Here is an 18918-nt window from a genome sequence, read left to right as displayed (position 1 = left end):
GCGTGGACGCCCGAAGGCAGAATTGTCTCCCATGCCCACGGCCGCGACCTCGTCCCGCGATAGTGCTCCTCGGCGCGACAAGTCCGCCGCGCAGCGAGCGCTCGAGAAGATGGGCCTCGTGCGCGACATCGACCTGGCGCTGCACCTGCCGCTGCGCTACGAGGACGAGACGCGCCTGGTGCGGCTGGCCGACGCGCGCGAGGGCGAGACGGCGCAGGTCGAGGGCATCGTCACCGACAGCCAGGTGCAGTTCCGGCCGCGCCGGCAGCTCGTCGTGACGCTCGACGACGGCAGCGACACGATCCATCTGCGCTTCTTCAGCTTCTACCCGTCGCACCAGAAGACGCTCTCGGTCGGCCGCCGCGTGCGGGTGCGCGGCGAACTGCGCGGGGGCTTCCTGGGCCGCGAGATGGTGCACCCGAGCTTCAAGGCGGTGGAGCCCGGCGCGCCGCTGGCCGAGGCGTTGACGCCCGTCTACCCCACCACCGCCCAGCTGCCGCAGGCCTACTTGCGCAAGGCCGTGGCCTCGGCGCTGGAGCGCGCGCCGCTGGACGAGATCCTGCCGGCCCACGTGGTGCCCCCCGGGCTGCCCACGCTGCGCGAGGCGCTGCACTTCCTGCACCACCCGCGGCCCGACGTGTCCGTCGCGACGCTCGAGGACCGCAGCCACCCGGCGTGGCGGCGCCTCAAGTTCGAGGAGCTGCTCGCGCAGCAGCTCTCGCAGTTGCAGGCGCAGCGCGAGCGGGCCCGGTTGCGCGCGCCGGCCTTGCCCGTGCGCGAGGGCGGCCTGCAAGAGCGCCTGCTCGCGGCGCTGCCCTTCTCGCTCACGGAGGCGCAACGCCGCGTCGTGGAGGAGATCGCGCGCGACCTGCAACGCGGCCAGCCGATGCACCGCCTGCTGCAGGGCGACGTCGGCTCCGGCAAGACGGTGGTGGCGGCGCTCGCTGCTGCGATCGCGATCGACGCCGGCTGGCAGTGCGCGCTGATGGCGCCCACCGAGATCCTCGCCGAGCAGCACTTTCACAAGCTGGTGGGCTGGCTGGAGCCGTTGGGTGTGGGCGTCGCTTGGCTCACCGGCAGCCAGAAGGGCAAGGCGCGTCAGGCGATGCTCGAGCGCGTGGCCGACGGCAGCGCGCAGCTCGTCGTGGGCACGCACGCCGTGATCCAGGACCAGGTGCAGTTCGCCAAGCTGGGGCTGGCCCTCATCGACGAGCAGCACCGCTTCGGCGTCGCGCAGCGCCTGCGCCTGCGCCAAAAGCTCCAGGACGGCCCGCTGGAGCCGCACCTCCTGATGATGAGCGCCACGCCCATCCCGCGCACGCTCGCCATGACGTACTACGCCGACCTCGACGTCAGCACCATCGACGAGCTGCCGCCGGGGCGCACGCCGGTGGTCACCAAGGTCTTCGCCGACGACAAGCGCGAGCAGGTGATCGCGCGCATCCGCGAGGAGGTTGCCCGGGGCCGGCAGGTCTACTGGGTCTGCCCGCTCATCGAGGAGTCGGAGGTGCTCGACTTGCAGAACGCCACCGAGACGCACGCCCAGCTGAGCCAGGCGCTGCCGGACCGCATGGTCGGCCTCCTGCACGGCCGCATGCCGGCAGCGGAGAAGGCGGCCGTGATGTCGCTCTTCGCCGGCGGACAGATGAGCGTGCTCGTCGCCACTACCGTGATCGAGGTGGGCGTGGACGTGCCCAACGCCAGCCTGATGGTGATCGAGCACGCCGAGCGCTTCGGCCTGTCGCAGTTGCACCAGCTGCGCGGGCGCGTCGGGCGCGGGGCGGTGGCCAGCGTGTGCGTGCTGCTCTACACCCCGCCGCTCAGCGACACCGGCAAGGCGCGCCTCAAGGCGATGGCCGAGACCCACGACGGGTTCGAGATCGCGCGCCGCGACCTGGAGATCCGCGGCCCGGGTGAATTCCTCGGCGCGCGGCAGTCGGGCGCGCCGCTGCTGCGCTTTGCCGACCTGCAGGAGGACCTCCCGCTCGTGCAGCAGGCTCGCCACGCCGCGCGCCGCCTCCTGGACCAGCACCCCCGGGCCGCAGCGGCGCACGTCGCGCGATGGCTGGGAGGCAAGTCCGAGTACCTCAAGGCGTAAGGCCCGGCGCTCGGCCGCCCGGAGCCGGGCCGCACCCCCGCGGGGGGTGGGGCGCAAGCCCCGGGGGCAAAGACATGAGGCCCGGCGCTCGGCCGCCCGGAGCCGGGCCGCACCCCCGCGGGGGGTGGGGCGCAAGCCCCGGGGGCAAAGACATGAGGCCCGGCGCTCGGCCGCCCGGAGCCGGGCCGCACCCCCGCGGGGGGTGGGGCGCAAGCCCCGGGGGCAAAGACATGAGGCCCGGCGCTCGGCCGCCCGGAGCCGGGCCGCACCCCCGCGGGGGTGGGGCGCAAGCCCCGGGGGGCCAAGACATGAGGCCCGCGGACGCCCAATCCCCGAGGCCGGGGCGGGCATTGCATGGGGGCTTTCCGTCGCGGGTCAGGAGGCGCACAATCACTTCGTCTGTTTGGATAGATTCAACTTATCTCGCCCGGAGGCGAGCCCCATGACCCTGACGGAATTGCGCTACATCGTCGCTGTCGCCCGGGAAAGGCATTTCGGCCGCGCCGCCGAAGCGTGTTTCGTGTCCCAGCCCACGCTGAGCGTCGCCGTCAAGAAGCTCGAGGACGAACTCGACGTCAAGATCTTCGAGCGTGGGGGGGCGGAAGTCGCTGTGACCCCGCTCGGCGAAGAGATCGTGCGGCAGGCGCAGGTCGTGCTGGACCAGGCGGCCGCCATCAAGGAGATCGCCAAGCGGGGCAAGGACCCCTTGGCCGGCCCGCTGCGGCTGGGCGTCATCTACACGGTCGCCCCCTACCTGCTGCCCGAGCTCGTCAAGCACGCCATCGAGCAGCTGCCGCAGATGCCGCTGATGCTGCACGAGAACTTCACCGTCAAGCTGCTGGAGATGCTGCGCACCGGCGAGCTCGACTGCGCCATCATGGCCGAGCCCTTCCCGGATACCGGGCTGGCGATCGCGCCGCTGTACGACGAACCGTTCGTCGTGGCTGTGCCGCGCACGCACCCGCTCGCCCGACGAGATCGCATCACGCCCGAGGAGATCAAGAGCGAGACCATGCTGTTGCTTGGCACGGGGCACTGCTTCCGCGACCACGTGCTGCAGGTCTGCCCCGAGTTCGCCCGGCTGTCCAACAACGCCGAGGGCATCCGCAAGAGCTTCGAGGGCTCGTCGCTCGAGACGATCAAACATATGGTAGCCTCGGGCATGGGCATCACCGTCGTGCCCCAGATGAGCGTGCCCAAGGAGCCTCAGCCCCACGTGGCCTACGTGCCGTTCGCGTCGCCGCCGCCCAGCCGCCGGGTGGTGCTCGCCTGGCGGCGCAGCTTCACGCGCTACGAGGCGATCGCCGCGCTGCGCAACTGCGTCTACGCCTGCGACTTGCCCGGGGTGACGCGTCTGACCGAATGACTGCGATTCTTCGCGGCGGGAGCGCTTCCTGCCGCATCCATGGCACTGAACAGCAGGAGGAAGCATGGCCCAGACCGCCCACCCGATGCCGGTGAACATCGGCATCTCCGAAAAGGACCGCGCAACCATCGCGCAAGGACTCAACAAGCTGCTCGCCGACACCTACACCCTCTACCTCGCGACGCACAACTTCCACTGGAACGTGACCGGCCCCATGTTCAACACGCTGCACGTGATGTTCATGGAGCAGTACACCGAGCTGTGGAACGCGGTCGATCCGATCGCCGAGCGCATCCGCGCACTCGGCCATGTGGCGACCGCCTCGTATGCCGACCTGAGCCGGCTGACCAGCCTGAAGGACGTGCCGAGCCAGCCGCCGAAGGCCGAGGAGATGATCCGCATCCTCGTGGAAGGGCACGAGGGCGTGGCGCGCACCGCCCGCGAGCTGTTTCCCGCGGTGGAACAGGCCCACGACCAGCCGACGGCCGACCTGCTGACGCAGCGTCTGGACGTGCACGAGAAGACGGCCTGGATGCTGCGCAGCCTGTTGGAGCGTTGAGGAGCGTCGACGCGGCGCGTGCCCGACGGCCCGCTTGCGTCCGACTCGCCTTCGCGCGTACTTTTTGACACGCCGTGGGGCGGGGCGCGCCCCGTCGCTTGTGCACTGGGCGCGGGTGTGGCACGTTAATGGGCAAGTTTCCCTTGCCGTGAGAAGCCATCCGATGCCCGTCCGACCCACCCTAGCCCGCCGTCACCTCGTGGTCGCGGGCCTGTTGTGCACCTTTGCCAGTGTCCACGCCGGCCCGCCCGAAGGCAAGGGCCCGCCGCACAAGGAACACGGCGGCAAGGGCGGGGGCCCCCGGGACAAGGGGGAGTCGATGCACGAGCGCCGCGGCGGCCGAGCGGGCGACCGCCGCGGTGGAGGCCCCGGTGGCGGGGGCGGCTCGGTGGGTGGCGGCGGTGGCGGCACCTTGGTCACCGCCGGCATCAGCATCTCCACCGCACGGCAGATCGCGGTCGATGTCGGCATCCGGCCCGGTGCCTACCAACCGCTGCCGCCTGGCATTCGCAAGAACCTGGCGCGGGGCAAACCGTTGCCCCCCGGCATCGCGAAGAAGATGGCGCCGCCCGCGATGGTCGCGCGCTTGCCGTCCTACCCCGGCTACGAGTGGCGCATCGTCGGCACCGATCTCGTGCTGGTGGCCGTGGCCACGCTCATCATCGCCGACGTGTTGTTCGACATCTTCTGAACCCCGCCCGGGCGAGCGCGGCGGGCCGCCGGCCCGCTCTACACTTGCCGCCATGACGGCGACGCTCAAGTTTCCCCTCTACCTGCAGCTCATCCGCTGGGACAAGCCCGTCGGCACCTTGCTGCTGCTGTGGCCGACCCTGGCGGCCCTGTGGATCGCGGCCGAAGGCTTCCCCGGCTGGCACCTGCTCGGCGTGTACGTGCTCGGCACCTTCCTGATGCGCTCGGCCGGCTGCGCGGTCAACGACGTGGCAGACCGCGACTTCGACCGCCACGTCCAGCGCACCGCGGCGCGGCCGGTCACCACCGGCGCCGTCTCGGTGCGCGAGGCGCTGGCTGTCGGCGCGGCGCTGGCGCTCCTGGCCTTCGCGCTGGTGCTCACGACCAACACCGCGACCATCCTGTGGTCCTTCGTCGCGCTGGCGGTCGCCATCGTCTACCCGTTCACCAAGCGCTTCTTCTCGATGCCGCAGGCCGTGCTGGGCGTCGCGTTCAGCTTCGGCATCCCGATGGCCTTCGCCTCGGTGCAAGGCCAGGTGCCGGCGCTCGCGTGGTGGCTGCTGCTGGGCAACCTGTTCTGGGTGGTCGCCTACGACACCGAGTACGCGATGGTCGATCGCGACGACGACATCCGCATCGGCATCCGCACCTCGGCGCTGACCTTCGGCCGTTTCGACGTGGCCGCGGTGATGCTCCTGTACGGCGCCTATCTCGTCGTGTGGGGCGTGATCGGCTGGCAGCTGGGCCTGGGCTGGCCCTATGCACTCGGCCTGCTCGCCGCGCTGGCCCAAGTGGCGTGGCACTACACGCTGATCCATCGGCGCGAGCGCGAAGGGTGCTTCCGCGCCTTCCGGCTCAACCATTGGGTGGGGTTTGCCGTCTTCGCCGGCGTCGTGCTCGGCTACGCGGTGCGCGGCTGAGGCCCGGCGCTCGGCCGCCCGGAGCCGGGCCGACACCCCCGCGGGGGGTGGGGCGCAAGCCCCGGGGGCAAACACATCGGGCCCGGCCTACCGGCCGAACTCGTCGCCCAGTTCCTTCGCGCGCCGCTGGGCGGCCCGAATCGCGCGCACGAAGGCGGCTTTCAAGCCGTCCTGCTCCATCGACGTGAGCGCAGCGTAGGTCGTGCCGCCCTTGGACGTTACGCGCTCGCGCAGCACTTGCGGCGGCTCGGGCGAGCGGCGGGCGAGCTCGGTGGCACCCGCGAAGGTGCCCAGCGTCAACTCGCGGGCCTGCTGCGCGTCCAGACCCATCTCCTGCGCCGCCTCGATCATCGCCTCGATGAAGTAGAAGACGTACGCCGGCCCCGAGCCGGACAGGGCGGTCACCGCGTCGAGGTCCGCCTCGTCACGCACCCACACGGTGCGCCCGGTGGGCGCGAACACGCGCTCGACGTCGCGCCGCTCCTCGTCGCTCACCTGCGGCCGCGCATACAGCCCCGCGACGCCCAGACCAATCAGCGCCGGCGTGTTGGGCATCGAGCGCACCACGCGCTGGCTGCCGGTGGCGGCCACGATGGCGTCGCAGCGGATGCCGGCCATCACGCTCAGTTGCAGCGCGCGTTGCACATGCGCCGCGCAGGGGGCCGCCGCCTCGCGGAAGCTCTGCGGCTTGACCGCCCAGACGACGAGCCGCGCCTCGGCCAGCCGCGGCGTGGCCTCGGCGTCGGCCCGCACGCCGAACTGCTGTGCGAGCCGCTCGCGCTGCGCCTCGGAGGGCTCCACGACGATCAGCGACTGCGGGGACTGACCGGCCTGCACGAGGCCGCCGATGAGGGCGGAGGCCATGTTGCCGCCGCCGATGAAGGCGATGCTGGAGGTGCTCATAAAGCGCAGTGTAGGGCGCCCGGGCGCGGGTCTCGCACAGGCCAGAAGGTTCGGGCCGCAAGGCCGAAGCGCCGCCTGCGGCCCGCCCTCACCCGGACGCCGCCATGGCGCACCGGGGCCGCACGGCGGCCCAAGAAGCCCGCCAACGACCACCCACGGTGAATGGCGGGCACCGGGGGCGCGGTGCACCAAGCGATTCCCGAGGAGCGACTGCACCGTGCCCCCGGTGCCCGCCCGCTCCACGCCCCGCCAGGCCAGGCCAAGCCAGCGCAGAGCAGCGCAGAGCAGGGCAGGGCAGGGCAGGGCAGGGCAGGCGCCCGCCACACCTCAAGGCCGCAGGCGAGATTTGCCCGGCACCGGCCGACGCTTCAGTGTCCGCCCGCCAGCAGCGTCGCGTTGCCACCGGCCGCCGCGGTGTTGATGGTGAGCGTCTGCTCCCCGCAGAAGCGCAGCAGGTAGTGCGGGCCCCCCGCCTTGGGGCCGGTGCCGCTCATGCCCTCGCCGCCGAACGGCTGCACGCCCACCACCGCGCCGATCATGTTGCGGTTGACGTAGACGTTGCCCACGCGCGCGCGGTGCGCGATCTGATGAGCCCGCCCGTCGATGCGCGTCTGCACCCCCAGCGTGAGGCCATAGCCCAGCGCGTTGATCCGGTCCACCACCGCGTCGATGGAGGCCAGCTCGCCGCTGCCCCAGCGCACCACGTGCAGCACCGGGCCGAAGATCTCCTCGCGCAGATCCTCGATCCGGGCGAGCTCGAAGGCCACGGGTGCGATGTAGTCGCCGGCCAGGCCCGCCGGCATCGGCGTGCGCGCGATGAGGCGCGCCTCGCGCTCCAGCCGCTGCACGTGCCGCACCAGGTTCGCGTGCGCCTCGGCGTCGATCACCGGGCCCACGTCGGTGGCCCACCGCACCGGGTCGCCGACCACCAGCTCTTGCATCGCGCCGCCGATCATCTTCATCACGCCGTCGGCGATGCGCTCGTGCACCAGCAGCAGACGCAGCGCCGAGCAGCGCTGGCCGGTGGAGCGGAAGGCGCTTTGCACCACGGCGTCGGCCACCTGCTCGGCGAGCGCGGTGGAGTCGACGATCATCGCGTTCAGGCCTCCCGTCTCGGCGATCAGCGGCACGATCGGGCCGTCCTTCGCCGCCAGCGTGCGCTGGATGATCTTGGCCACTTGGGTCGAGCCGGTGAAGCACACGCCCGCGCAACGCGGGTCGGCGACGAGCGCCGCGCCCACCGTCTCGCCCAGGCCGTGCAGCAGCCGCAGCGCATCGCGCGGCACACCAGCCTCGTGCAGCAGCTCGACCATGCGCTGGGCCACCGCCGGCGTCTGCTCCGCCGGCTTCGCCGCCACCGTGTTGCCAGTGACGAGTGCGGCCACCACCTGGCCGGCGAAGATCGCCAGCGGGAAGTTCCACGGGCTGATGCACACGAACACGCCGCGACCGCGCATGCGCAGCTCGTTCGATTCACCGGTCGGTCCCGGCAAGGTCTCGCTCACGAGCAGGCGCTCGGCCTGCATCGCGTAGTAGCGGCAGAAGTCCACCGCCTCGCGCACCTCGGCCACCGCATCGGCCATCACCTTGCGGCCCTCGCGCACCAGCAGGCCGCAGAACTCCGGCATGCGCGCCTCCAGCGCATCGGCCGCGCGCCGCAGGATGGCGGCGCGCTCGGCCACCGGCGTCGATTCCCAGGCCGGGAAGGCGGCGTGCAAGGCCTGCATCGCCTCCTCCACGGGGGCGCGCTCGGCCATCGGGATGGCAGGCACCTGCGTGCGCTCGGCGGCTTCGAACAGCGGCAGGCGGTGATGCAGGCAGGCGAGGTCCGCGCCCTTGGAGTTGGGGCGCAGTGGGCCATAGAGCGCCGGCGGCAAGGGCAGCGCCGGGCCCTCGTCGCCCGGGCGCTGCAGCGGCGAGGCCAGGAGCGTCGCGATGGGCACGGCCGGGTCGGCCAGCTGGTGCACGAAGGACGAGTTGGCTCCGTTCTCCAGCAGTCGGCGCACGAGGTAGGCGAGCAGGTCGCGGTGCTCGCCCACCGGTGCATACACGCGCAGGGCGATGCCCTCGCTCTTGAGCACCTCGCGGTACACGCTCTCGCCCATGCCGTGCAGACGCTGCATCTCGAACGCCGCGCCGCGCTCGCGCGCCATCTGCACGATCGCGGCGATGGTGCCGGCGTTGTGCGTGGCGAACTGCGGGTAGATCGAGGGCGCCAGGTCCAGCAGCGCCTGGGCACAGGCAAGGTAGGACAGATCGGTGTGGTGCTTGCGCGTGAAGACGGGGTAGTGCGCCAGGCCCAGCTCCTGCGCGCGCTTGATCTCGCCGTCCCAGTAGGCGCCTTTGACGAGCCGCACCATCAGGCGCAGGCGGTACGTCTGCGCGATACGCCCGACCTCGCGCACCACGTCGAGCGCGCGCGTCTGGTATGCCTGCACCGCCAGGCCGAAGCCCTTCCACTGCGGGAAGTGCTGCGCGATCTGCGCGGCCAGCGCTTCGAGCACGTCGAGCGAGAGCTCCAGCCGCTCGCTTTCCTCGGCGTCGATCGTCAGGTTGATGTTGGCCGCCGCCGCCTGCTCGACGAGCGACCACACGCGCGGCAACAGCACCTCGAAGACGCGCTCGCGCTGCGATTCCTCATAGCGCGAGAAGAGCGCGCTCAACTTGATGGAGATGCCGTCGGAGACTTCGGGACCGGCCTGCGGGTCCACCCCTTGCGCGATGCGCGCAATGGCGTTGCGGTACGACGCGAGGTAGCGCTCGGCGTCTTCCTCGGTGCGCGCGCCTTCGCCCAGCATGTCGAAGCTGAAGCGCAGCGAGCCCACGTCCTTGCGCTGCGAGTTCGCCTCGCGCAGGGCCTCCTCGATGTCGCGCCCGAGCACGAACTGGCGACCCAGCAGTTGCAGCGCCCGCACGCCGGCGGCCACCACGGTCTTGGCGCCCAGCCGTTGCACGAGGCCCGCTTGCGCGGCGTCCTGGGGCAGCAGCTTCTTGGTCAGCCCGATGAGGCTGGACGACAGCCCCGCGAGCACCGGATGCGCGCTGCCGTCGCTGGTGTCGAACGAGGCCCGGCCGAGCTGGTCCGCCGTCAGCGCCATGGCCGTCTCCACGTCGGGCACGCGCAGCAGCGCCTCGGCCAGCCGCATCAACGCGAGCCCTTCGGCGCTGGACAGCGGGTACTCCTTCAGCAGCGACTCCATCGCCCAGAACGGCGCGGGGCGGGAGCGCACCGCTTCCACCCACGGGGTGGCGCGGGCCTGCACCGTGTCCCAGCGCAGTCCGAAGCGTTCCTTCAGGCCGGCGACGACCTCGGCTTCGGGTCGGTCGGGCGGGGCGAGCCGCATCTTGGGCGGCAGGGCGGGGAAGCGCAAAGTCGTGCGAGCCATGGGAGTCTTCTCAGGGTTTTGCATGACTTGCTAGGTTAAGAGTTTCAACCTAGCATCTTTCTCCATTGAGGGGCCCTTCAACAGAGGAAAATCAAGATGAGGTCTGGGGGCGGAGACGGCGGCGATTTGGACAAGATCGACCGCAAGATCCTGAGAATCCTGCAGCAGGACGGCCGTATCGCCAACCTGAAACTGGCGGAGGCGGTGCATCTGTCGCCGACGGCGGTGCTGGAGCGCGTCAAGCGGCTCACGCGCGACGGCTACATCCTCGGCTACGAGGCGCGGCTCAATCCGCTCAAGCTCAACGCGGGGATGATGGTGTTCGTCGAGGTGGTGCTCGACCGCACCACGCCCGACGTGATGAACGCCTTCAAGGCGGCTGTGCAGACCCGCCCCGAGATCCTCGAATGCCATCTGGTGGCCGGCGGCTTCGACTACCTCATCAAGACGCGCGTGGCCGACATGCAGGCCTATCGCGAACTCATCGCCTCGGTGATCTGGTCACTGCCCGGCGTGCGCGAGACCCACACCTATGCGGTGATGGAAGAGGTCAAGAACACGTCGCTGTTGCCGATCTGAGGCTCGTCCACCGGCAGAACGCCGGTCCCTGACTCAGCCCCGCAACACCTCACGCCGCCCGAAGATCGCCGTGCCCACCCGCACCAACGTCGCACCCTCCAGAATCGCCGCCTCCAGGTCCTGCGACATCCCGATCGACAGCGTGTCGAGCGGCAGCCCCTCCTCGCGCAAGCGCTGCCACAGCTCACGCAGTGCCCGGTGAGGCCGCCGCTGGGCCTCCAGGTCGCCCGTCGGCTCGGGAATCGCCATCAGCCCCCGCAACCGAAGGCCCGGCAAGCGCGCCACCGCGCGGGCCACCTCTGAAACCTCGTGGGGTGCGAGGCCGCTCTTGGTCGCCTCGCCGCTGATGTTCACCTGCAGGCACACCTGCAACGGCGGCAGGCCCTCGGGCCGCTGCGCCGACAGCCGCTCGGCGATCTTCGGCCGGTCCACCGAATGCACCCAGTCGAAGCGCTCGGCCACCACACGCGTCTTGTTGCTCTGCAACGGCCCGATCAGGTGCCACTCCAGGCGGTCGCGCAGATCGCCCAGCGCCTCGATCTTGTGCACCGCTTCCTGCACGTAGTTCTCGCCGAAACGGGTGAGCCCCGCCGCATGCGCCTGTCGCACGCAGTCTGCATCGAAGGTCTTGCTCACGGCCAGCAGCGTGACGCTTTCCACGGGGCGACCGGCCCGGGCGCAGGCCGCGGCAATGCGTTCTCGCACTTGTTGTATGTTCTGAGAGATCGTCGCCATAATGGGACGAGCTTAACGTCTTCTTGCGCTGTCGCGCGCCGTTCCCCGCTTTCCCGAGGATCCATGGACATCACGCAGCTGTTGGCCTTTTCGGTGAAGAACAAGGCTTCCGACTTGCACTTGTCGGCCGGGCTGCCCCCCATGATCCGCGTGCACGGCGACGTGCGCCGCATCAACGTCGACCCGTTGGACCACAAGCAGGTCCACGACATGGTCTACGACATCATGAACGATGCGCAGCGCAAGGCGTTCGAGGAGACGCTCGAGTGCGACTTCTCCTTCGAGATCCAAGGCCTCGCGCGCTTTCGCGTCAACGCGTTCAACCAGAGCCGCGGCGCGGGCGCCGTCTTCCGTACGATTCCTTCCAAGATCCTCACGCTCGAGCAGCTCAACGCCCCCAAGGTGTTCGCCGACCTCGCCCTCAAGCCCCGCGGGCTGGTCCTGGTGACCGGCCCCACCGGCTCCGGCAAGTCGACGACGCTGGCCGCGATGATCAACCACCTCAACGAAAACGAGTACGGGCACATCCTCACCGTCGAGGACCCGATCGAGTTCGTGCACGAATCGAAGAAGTGCCTGATCAACCAGCGCGAGGTAGGCCCGCACACCCTGAGCTTCAACAACGCGTTGCGCTCGGCGCTGCGCGAAGACCCGGACGCCATTCTCGTGGGCGAGATGCGCGACCTGGAGACCATCCGCCTCGCGCTCACCGCGGCCGAGACGGGTCACCTCGTGTTCGGCACGCTGCACACCTCCAGCGCGGCCAAGACGATCGACCGCATCGTGGACGTCTTCCCCGCCGCGGAGAAGGAGATGGTGCGGGCGATGCTCTCCGAGTCGCTCGTGGCCGTCATCTCTCAGACGCTGTGCAAGCTCAAGGACGGTTCGGGCCGCGTGGCCGCGCACGAGATCATGCTCGGCACCTCGGCCATCCGCAATCTGATCCGCGAGAACAAGATCGCACAGATGTACTCGGCCATCCAGACCGGCAACAGCATGGGCATGCAGACGCTCGACCAATGCCTCGCCGACCTGGTGCGGCGCAACCTCATTTCTCCGGCGGAGGCGCGCGCGAAAGCCAAGTTCCCCGAGAACTTCCCCGGCTGACGCCACCTCCTTCGCCGCCCCGGTCTTACGCGATGAAGAAACTGATCGACAAACTCAAGGGCGCCCCCGCCGGGTCGGACCAAGAAGAAGGCGCCGAGGATTCGGGCTTTTTCTCCACGATGTTCCAGGAACGCACCGACGACACCCAGCTCGTCACCACCTGGCGCGCCCGCGCGCAGGAGGTGGGGGCGCAGCCCTACGACCGCCGCAAGGGTGCGGAGCGCTTCGCCGAGCTGTGGGGCGCCGACCGCTATGTCGCCTCGCTCGGGCGGGCCGAGCTCGAACGCATGAGCCAGTACCTGGACTTCGTGCAGGTGCCGCCCGGCCAGGAGATCATCGGTCAGGACGAGCAGGGCGACTACATGCTGATCGTGCTCGAAGGCACGGTCGCCGTCGACCGCGTGCAACCGTGGGGCGGCCGCGCCCGGCTGGCCGAGGCGCGGCCCGGCGACATGCTGGGCGAGATGTCGCTGCTCGATGCGGGCGCGCGCTTTTCGGCCTGCAAGACGCTCACGCCCTGCGTGCTGGCCGTGCTCGACGCCGAGGGTCTGGACCGCATGATCATGCAGGAGCCACGACTCGGCCTGGCCTTGCTGGCCTCGCTCGCCCGGCGCCTGTCCCTGCGGCTGCGGCAGGTCAGCGCGCGCCTGAGCGCCTTGCTGTCCCGGGCCTGATGCCCGACGTCGCCTGCCCAGAGGGAACGAAGCATGGAACGTGATCAGGCATCCAAGTTCATCAACGACCTGTTGCGCCTCATGATCGCGCGCAACGGATCGGACCTGTTCCTCACCGCCGACTTCCCGCCAGCGATCAAGATCGACGGGCGGGTCACCAAGGTCTCGCCGCAGCCGCTCAACGGTCAGCACACGATGGCGCTGGCGCGCGCCATCATGAACGACAAGCAGGCTGCCGAGTTCGAGCGCACGAAGGAGTGCAACTTCGCGATCGCACCGCAGGGCCTCGGGCGTTTCCGCGTCAATGCCTTCATGCAGCAGGGGCACGTGGGCCTCGTGCTGCGGGTGATCCCGCAGACCCTGCCCACCATCGACACCCTGGGGCTGCCGCAGGTGCTCAAGGAGATCGCGATGACCAAGCGCGGCCTGGTCATCATGGTGGGCGCCACCGGCTCGGGCAAGTCCACCACGCTCGCTGCGATGGTGGACTACCGCAACGAGAATTCCTACGGCCACATCATCACGATCGAGGACCCGGTCGAGTTCGTGCACCCGCACAAGAACTGCATCGTCACCCAGCGCGAGGTGGGCATCGACACCGACGGCTGGGAGGCCGCGCTCAAGAACACGCTGCGCCAGGCACCCGACGTGATCCTCATGGGCGAGATCCGCGACCGCGAGACGATGGAGCACGCGGTGGCCTTCGCCGAGACGGGCCACCTGTGCATGGCCACGCTGCACGCCAACAGCGCCAACCAGGCGCTGGACCGCATCATCAACTTCTTCCCCGAGGAGCGGCGCGCGCAACTGCTGATGGACCTGTCGCTCAACCTCAAGGCGATGGTGTCGCAGCGGCTGCTGCCGCGGCAGGAGGGCAAGGGTCGCATCGCGGCGGTCGAGATCCTCCTCAACACGCCGCTCATCTCCGAGCTGATCTTCAAGGGCGAGGTGGCCGAGATCAAGGAGATCATGAAGAAGAGCCGCGAGCTGGGCATGCAGACGTTCGACCAGTCGCTCTTCGACCTCTACGAAGGCAACTTCATCACCTACGAGGACGCGTTGCGCAACGCCGACTCGGTCAACGACCTGCGGCTGCAGATCAAGCTCAACAGCCAACGGGCCCGCAGCGCCGACTTGTCGGCCGGCACCGAGCACCTCACCATCGTCTGACGCGGCGTGCCGGGCCCCGGCGGCCCATGCCCCCCGCTCGCGCCCGTCCCGCGCGCCGGTGGCTGCGCGCTTCGTGGCGTGGCGTCACAATCGCTGGCAGGCGCTTCCCGGCGCCTGCCAGCATTCCAGCAAGGAGACGCGCGATGACCACCAAGACCTACGCCCCGATCGACCCGCACACGGTCGCTTTCATCGGCCTGGGCGTCATGGGCTACCCGATGGCCGGGCACCTGGCGCGCGCCGGGCACCGGGTCACGGTCTACAACCGCACCACGGAGAAGGCCGCACGCTGGGCCGAGGAGCACGGCGGCCGGTACGCTGCGACCCCGCGGGAGGCCGCGCAAGGCGCCGACATCGTCTTCGCCTGCGTGGGCAACGACGACGACTTGCGCAGCGTCACGCTCGGTGACGCCGGCGCGTTCGCGGGCATGAAGGCCGGGGCGATCTTCGTCGACCACACCACCGCCTCCGCCGAGGTCGCGCGCGAGCTGGCAGCCGCCGCGCGCGAGCGCGGCCTGGCGTTCATCGACGCACCCGTCTCCGGCGGCAACGTGGGCGCGATCAATGGCGCGCTCACCGTGATGTGCGGCGGCGAGCCGGCCGCCTTCGAGCGCATGCAGCCGGTGGCGATGGCCTATTCCAAGGCCGTGACCTTGCTCGGCGGCAGCGGTGCGGGCCAATTGGCGAAGATGGTCAACCAGATCGCCATCGCCGGCCTGCTGCAAGGGCTGAGCGAGGCCATTGCCTTCGGCCTCAAGGCCGGCCTGGACATGGAGGCCGTGCTCGGCGTGATCGGCAAGGGCGCCGCCCAGAGCTGGCAAATGGACAACCGCGGCCCGACGATGATCAAGGACCAGTTCGACTTCGGCTTCGCGGTCGATTGGATGCGCAAGGACCTGGGCCTGTGCCTGGCCGAGGCCAAGCGCAACGGCGCGCGGCTGCCGGTGACCGCGCTGGTCGATCAGTTCTACGCCGACGTGCAGGCCCAAGGTGGCGGCCGCTGGGACACCTCCAGCCTCATCCGCCGCCTGCGATAAGCAGGCCACGGCCGGTCGCCGCCCCGCCGCCCCGCCGCCCCGCCGCAGCGGGGGCCCGGCGCGAGGCCTGCAGCACGACCGACGGCGCCTGGCTTGGGCCCGCGTCAGCCGGGCGCGCCCGCCGACGTCACTGTCCGGTCGAGCCGCCGCCCGAACCCCCTTGCGGGGCGGACGCGGGCCGCAGGCGGGCGAGTTCCTCTTCGCTGATGATCTCGAACACCTTGACCACCTTCTGCACGCCGCCGACGCTGCGCGCGACCTCGGCGCCGCGGTTGGCTTCGCGCTCGGTCACCAGGCCCATCAGGTAGACGACGCCGCGCTCGGTGACGACCTTGAAGGCGTTGGCCTGCAGGTCGCGTGCGTCGATCAGCGTGGCCTTCACCTTGCTTGCGAGGAGCACGTCGTTCGAGCGCGAGGTCAGCGAGCTGTTGCCCATCACCGCCAGCTCGTTGACGATGGAGCGCACGTTCTCGATGCGCGAGACGGCCTGCTCGACCGCGAGCTTGTCCTGCTCGCTCGGCACCTCGCCCGTCAGCAGCACCATGCGGTTGTAGCTGGTGGCGCTCACGTGCCCGCGCTCGCCCAGCACCTCACGGATGCGGTTGACGGCCTTCAGCTCGATGGCCTGGTCTTCCACCTGGGCGCCGGACGTGCGCCGGTCGGTCACGACCATCATGCCGCCCACCATCGCTCCGCCGACGACCAGCGGTGCGCAGGCAGACAGCAGCGACGCGCCGGCGAGCACGGCGGCCGCGAGCGCCAGGCGGCGCGACGAGAAAGCCAGAGTCGAACGGATGCTCATACGATGTCCTGTTCCCCGAGGAGTTGCGCGTCGACCGCGTCGCAGATGCAATGCAGCGCCAGGATGTGCACCTCCTGGATGCGCGCCGTGCGGTCGTGGGGCACGCAGATGTGCACGTCGGTCTCCGCCAGCAGGTCCTTGAGCTTGCCGCCGCCGCGGCCGGTCAGCGCGATGACCGTCATCTCCTTGTCGTGCGCGGCCTGCACGGCGGCCATCACGTTGGCCGAGTTTCCGCTCGTGGACAGGGCCACCAGCACGTCGCCCGGCTGGCCGAGCGCCTGGACCTGCTTGGAGAACACCTGGGTGAAGTCGTAGTCGTTGCCGACCGCGGTGAGGATGGACGTGTCGGTCGTGAGCGCGATGGCGGCCAGCCCCGGGCGTTCGCGCTCGAACCGGCCGACGAACTCCGCGGCGAAGTGCTGTGCGTCACTGGCGGAACCGCCGTTACCGCAGGCCAGCACCTTGCCGCCCGCCGTGAGGCAACCGATGATCGCGTGCACCGCGTCCGCGATGGGGCGGGCCAGCGCCTCGGCTGCCTGGTACTTCAGGTCGGCGCTTTCGAAGAACTGCTGTTGGATGCGTTGCTCGAGCATGGCAAGCGATGATAAGTCAGCCGCCGCGCTCCGCCCTGGGGGCACGAGGGTGTCGCGTGCCTTGCACGAGCAGCGGGCGTGCAGGACGGCGCGCGCTGGCACTCAGCCGAGGTCGAAGGCGGCGCGCAGCCACTCGAGCCGGTCGCCGTCGATCGCCACCACGTCGAAGCGGCAGGGCGGCGGCGAGGGCAGCCGCAGCAGGAAGTGCTGTGCCGCCCGTACGATGCGCTCGCGCTTGGCCCACGAGATGCTGGCCGCCGCACCCCCGTGGGCGACGCTTCGCCGACGCCGCACCTCGACGAACACCAGCGTGCCGTCGCGGTCGCGCATGATCAGATCCACCTCGCCGGCGCGGCGGTGCGGGCCCCCCGCCAGCCGATAATTGCGCTGCACCAGTCGCAGCCCGGCTCGCTCCAGATGTGCGAGCGCGCGCGCCTCCCCTGCATCTCCCAGCGTCTTCGTCGTGACCATCGAAGCTTCTTCCTGGATCGCCGCGGCGGCCGACGCGGCCGCCAGGCAGCAGTATCCCGCAGCCACGCTCTACGTGGTGGCCACGCCCATCGGCAACCTGGCCGACGTGACCGTGCGGGCGCTGCACGTGCTCGCGCTGGCCGACGCCATCGCCTGCGAGGACACCCGGCACACCGCCCAACTGCTGCGGCACTACGGCATCGACGGCAAACCGCTGATCGCCGTGCACGAGCACAACGAGCGCGAAGCCGCGCCCCACGTGATCGCGCGGCTGCAGGCCGGGCAGCGTGTCGCCTGCGTGAGCGATGCCGGCACGCCGGCAGTCTCCGACCCGGGGGCGCGGCTGGTGCAGGCGGTGCGGGCGGCGGGCCTGCGGGTGGTGCCTTTGCCGGGCCCGAGCAGCGCGGTGGCCGCGTTGAGCGTGTCAGGCGACGAGGCCAGCCGGGGTTTTCGCTTCGTGGGCTTCCTGCCGGCCAAGCCGCGCGAGCTGGAGCAGGCCGTGCAGGCGCTGGACGAGGTCGCCGCGGTGGTGATCTTCGAGGCGCCTCATCGGATCGAGGCGCTGGGCCGGGCCCTGGCCGCGCATCAGTCCGGGCGGACGGTCACCGTGTGCCGCGAGCTGACCAAGCAGTTCGAGGAGATCGAGACCCTCGCCGTCGCCGATCTCCCCGCCTGGCTCGCGGCCCAGCCGCAACGCCGCAAGGGCGAGTTCGTGCTGGTCTTGCACAGCCGCCCGGCGTCCGCGCAGGAGGCGGTCGCCTCGCGCGCGCAAGCGGCGCTCGAGGCCCTCGTGGCGGTGCTGCCGCTGAAGCAGGCCGTGGCGCTTGCCGCCGAGGTCACCGGGGCGCCCCGCAATGCGCTCTACAAGCTGGCCTTGCAATGGAAGCGCGAGCGTGGCCAGGAACGGCAGGACGATCGCGACCCCGGCGAGGAGCACGCCGGCTGATGCCCGGCCTCCTGCGGGCGGGCGCTTCGCGTCAACGCCGCTCCACCACCACCGGTACGAGCCGTAGGGCCTCGCGCACCCGCTCGGCGATGCCGGCGGCTTCTTCGCGGCTCCGGTACGGACCCGCCTGAAGGCGGTACACCGGGGCGTCCTCGACGACCGCGAGCACGGGCGCGAGCCACTCGAGCTCGGAGGACACCCGTTGTCGAAAACCCTGGGCCCCCTCGCGTTGTCGGAACGCGCCCAACTGCACCCAAAAGCCAAGCCCGGGCTGCTGCGCGGCGCCGCCGGAGCGCGGCGCGGCCGGCGCGCCGGCCGCCCCTTCCCCCGGCAAGGCTTCGGTGGGGGAGGCCATCACCGGCTCCAACCCGCCCGCCCGCGAAGGCCGCTCGGCAGGCGACGAGGCCACCTGCACCGGCTCCCCCGGAGCTCGCCGCCATGTGCCCGCCCGGATCTCGTCGTGCGTCAGGCGTTCGACCTCGACCAGGGCGCTGCCGCGATGCACGACCCCGAGCTTCAAGGCGGCCATGTAGCTCAGGTCGATGATGCGGTTGCCGTGGAACGGCCCGCGGTCGTTGATGCGCACGATCACCTCGCGCCCGGTGGCCGGATGCCGCACGCGCGCGTAGCTGGGAATGGGCATCGTCGGGTGCGCCGCGGTCATCGCGTACATGTCGTACGGCTCGCCACTGGCGGTGCGCTTGCCGTGGAACTGCCGCCCGTACCACGAGGCGTAGCCGCGCTCGCGCATCGGGATGTCCGCGAGCACGGGGGTGTACTCGCGCCCTCGCACCACGTACGGCCGGTTCGGCCCCTGCGCGAAGGGCTCCACCCGCGGCTGGACATCGGGCACCGACGCGGCGGGCCCCGGCACCCGATCCG

The 18918-nt window shown here is 70.6% G+C and carries 18 protein-coding genes; 11 read left to right on the top strand and 7 right to left on the bottom strand.

Annotated features, from left to right (window positions below; all coding sequences use genetic code 11):
- Positions 1–31: 31 nt before the first annotated feature.
- The 5 genes from recG (at position 32) to ubiA (ending at position 5633) form a co-directional block, all read left to right on the top strand.
- Positions 32–2098 carry an ATP-dependent DNA helicase RecG gene (gene recG, locus OMP39_RS14760; protein ID WP_264892575.1) on the top strand — a complete coding sequence of 689 codons (2067 nt, stop codon included), beginning with the start codon at positions 32–34 and terminating at the stop codon, positions 2096–2098.
- A 442-nt stretch (positions 2099–2540) separates the two neighbouring features.
- Complete coding sequence (locus OMP39_RS14755) at positions 2541–3464, top strand: hydrogen peroxide-inducible genes activator (RefSeq protein ID WP_264892574.1); 924 nt, start codon at positions 2541–2543, stop codon at positions 3462–3464.
- A 64-nt stretch (positions 3465–3528) separates the two neighbouring features.
- Positions 3529–4023, top strand: a complete 495-nt coding sequence (locus OMP39_RS14750) for a Dps family protein (protein ID WP_264892573.1) — start codon at positions 3529–3531, stop codon at positions 4021–4023.
- A gap of 163 nt (positions 4024–4186) precedes the next feature.
- Complete coding sequence (locus tag OMP39_RS14745) at positions 4187–4714, top strand: anti-virulence regulator CigR family protein (RefSeq protein ID WP_264892572.1); 528 nt, start codon at positions 4187–4189, stop codon at positions 4712–4714.
- Positions 4715–4766: 52 nt separating this feature from the next.
- A complete protein-coding gene (gene ubiA / locus OMP39_RS14740) occupies positions 4767–5633 on the top strand; it encodes a 4-hydroxybenzoate octaprenyltransferase (protein WP_264892570.1) in 867 nt (288 codons plus the stop codon).
- An 87-nt stretch (positions 5634–5720) separates the two neighbouring features.
- Here the strand turns inward: ubiA and proC are convergent, their stop codons facing one another.
- Together proC and putA are read right to left on the bottom strand one after the other, a co-directional pair.
- Complete coding sequence (gene proC / locus OMP39_RS14735; protein ID WP_264892569.1) at positions 5721–6536, bottom strand: pyrroline-5-carboxylate reductase; 816 nt, start codon at positions 6534–6536, stop codon at positions 5721–5723.
- Between the two features lie 368 nt (positions 6537–6904).
- Positions 6905–9922 (bottom strand): bifunctional proline dehydrogenase/L-glutamate gamma-semialdehyde dehydrogenase PutA, encoded by a 3018-nt coding sequence (gene putA, locus OMP39_RS14730; RefSeq protein WP_264892568.1) that lies wholly within the window; start codon positions 9920–9922, stop codon positions 6905–6907.
- Positions 9923–10018: 96 nt separating this feature from the next.
- Here putA and OMP39_RS14725 point away from each other — a divergent pair, with 96 nt between their 5' ends.
- Complete coding sequence (locus OMP39_RS14725; RefSeq protein WP_264892567.1) at positions 10019–10501, top strand: Lrp/AsnC ligand binding domain-containing protein; 483 nt, start codon at positions 10019–10021, stop codon at positions 10499–10501.
- Positions 10502–10534: 33 nt separating this feature from the next.
- Here the strand turns inward: OMP39_RS14725 and OMP39_RS14720 are convergent, their stop codons facing one another.
- Positions 10535–11236, bottom strand: coding sequence for a YggS family pyridoxal phosphate-dependent enzyme (locus OMP39_RS14720; protein WP_264892566.1), 702 nt, complete (start codon positions 11234–11236; stop codon positions 10535–10537).
- A 63-nt stretch (positions 11237–11299) separates the two neighbouring features.
- Here OMP39_RS14720 and OMP39_RS14715 point away from each other — a divergent pair, with 63 nt between their 5' ends.
- The 4 genes from OMP39_RS14715 to OMP39_RS14700 all read left to right on the top strand — a co-directional run bounded on the left by OMP39_RS14715 (position 11300) and on the right by OMP39_RS14700 (position 15224).
- Entirely contained in the window at positions 11300–12343 is a 1044-nt protein-coding gene (locus OMP39_RS14715) for a type IV pilus twitching motility protein PilT (RefSeq protein WP_264892565.1), read from the top strand.
- Positions 12344–12375: 32 nt separating this feature from the next.
- Complete coding sequence (locus OMP39_RS14710) at positions 12376–13017, top strand: cyclic nucleotide-binding domain-containing protein (protein WP_264892564.1); 642 nt, start codon at positions 12376–12378, stop codon at positions 13015–13017.
- A gap of 33 nt (positions 13018–13050) precedes the next feature.
- The gene (locus tag OMP39_RS14705) at positions 13051–14187 is read left to right on the top strand and encodes a PilT/PilU family type 4a pilus ATPase (RefSeq protein WP_264892563.1); all 1137 of its coding nucleotides are present in this window, start codon (positions 13051–13053) and stop codon (positions 14185–14187) included.
- Between the two features lie 143 nt (positions 14188–14330).
- Positions 14331–15224: an NAD(P)-dependent oxidoreductase gene (locus OMP39_RS14700; RefSeq protein WP_264892562.1), complete on the top strand. Its 894-nt coding sequence runs from the start codon at positions 14331–14333 to the stop codon at positions 15222–15224.
- Between the two features lie 127 nt (positions 15225–15351).
- On the opposite strand, the gene OMP39_RS14695 is transcribed toward OMP39_RS14700, so the two are convergent.
- From OMP39_RS14695 to OMP39_RS14685, 3 genes are all read right to left on the bottom strand, one after another.
- Positions 15352–16026 carry a BON domain-containing protein gene (locus OMP39_RS14695; RefSeq protein ID WP_264892561.1) on the bottom strand — a complete coding sequence of 225 codons (675 nt, stop codon included), beginning with the start codon at positions 16024–16026 and terminating at the stop codon, positions 15352–15354.
- Positions 16023–16619 carry a phosphoheptose isomerase gene (locus OMP39_RS14690; protein ID WP_264892560.1) on the bottom strand — a complete coding sequence of 199 codons (597 nt, stop codon included), beginning with the start codon at positions 16617–16619 and terminating at the stop codon, positions 16023–16025. Before OMP39_RS14690 ends, OMP39_RS14695 begins: the two co-directional genes overlap by 4 nt.
- 102 nt (positions 16620–16721) lie before the next feature.
- Positions 16722–17090, bottom strand: coding sequence for a YraN family protein (locus tag OMP39_RS14685; RefSeq protein ID WP_264892559.1), 369 nt, complete (start codon positions 17088–17090; stop codon positions 16722–16724).
- Between OMP39_RS14685 and rsmI the strand changes: the two genes are divergently transcribed.
- Positions 17083–18036: a 16S rRNA (cytidine(1402)-2'-O)-methyltransferase gene (gene rsmI, locus OMP39_RS14680; protein ID WP_264892558.1), complete on the top strand. Its 954-nt coding sequence runs from the start codon at positions 17083–17085 to the stop codon at positions 18034–18036. The genes OMP39_RS14685 and rsmI overlap by 8 nt on opposite strands.
- A gap of 31 nt (positions 18037–18067) precedes the next feature.
- Here rsmI and OMP39_RS14675 read toward each other — a convergent pair whose 3' ends face one another.
- Positions 18068–18910 (bottom strand): septal ring lytic transglycosylase RlpA family protein, encoded by an 843-nt coding sequence (locus tag OMP39_RS14675; RefSeq protein ID WP_264892557.1) that lies wholly within the window; start codon positions 18908–18910, stop codon positions 18068–18070.
- Positions 18911–18918: the final 8 nt, after the last annotated feature.

It is taken from the genome of Schlegelella aquatica (genome assembly GCF_026013905.1).
GTDB lineage: Bacteria > Pseudomonadota > Gammaproteobacteria > Burkholderiales > Burkholderiaceae_C > Caldimonas > Caldimonas aquatica.
Note: the sequence above shows the minus strand (reverse complement) of the source record. Positions and strands in the feature narration are given on the sequence as shown.